Raw genomic sequence first — 564 nt, 5'->3', positions numbered from 1 at the left:
CGGCTATTCGGAAAGCGATGAAATTTCACTATTGCTGCGTCGAGACGACGATACGTTCAAACGCAAAACGCGCAAAATCATTTCGGTATTGGCTGGTGAGGCCAGCGCCGCCTTTTCTGTGGCGCACGGGCAGACCGCCGCTTTTGATGCCAGAGTTTGCGTTTTGCCGAACGAAAAACTGGTGGTCGATTATTTCCGTTGGCGGCACGAAGACTCATACCGCAACGCGCTCAACGCCCACTGCTATTGGATGCTGCGCAAGAAAGGAGAAAGCGTATCCCGAGCCACAGAAGCGGTCAGCGGTCTCACGCGCGCGCAGAAACATGATTTGCTGTTTGAACACAATATCAATTTCAACGAATTGCCCTCATGGCAGAAACGCGGCTTCGGCGTGTATTTTCAGACGACCTTGAAAGAGGGTTTCAATCCGCAAACCGGCGAAACCGTGCAGGTGGAACGCCAAATTTTACATACGGATTTCGAGCTGCCTTTGGGCGACGATTACGGCGCGTTTGTCTTGGAAAGAATCGTTTAGAGGTCGTCTGAAAATGAATACTCCTACAA

1 protein-coding gene is annotated in these 564 nt (G+C 51.2%); it reads left to right on the top strand.

All coding sequences use genetic code 11. From position 1 onward, the window contains the following. Positions 1-535, top strand: a 535-nt coding sequence (locus ACTHUR_RS16830; protein ID WP_440399828.1) for a tRNA(His) guanylyltransferase Thg1 family protein, incomplete at its 5' end; no start/stop codon positions are given. Positions 536-564 lie beyond the last annotated feature (29 nt).

The sequence above is a fragment of the Neisseria sp. P0021.S007 genome, from assembly GCF_051956855.1.
The sequence above is the reverse complement of the archived record's forward strand: the minus strand, read 5'-3'. Positions and strand labels throughout refer to the sequence as shown.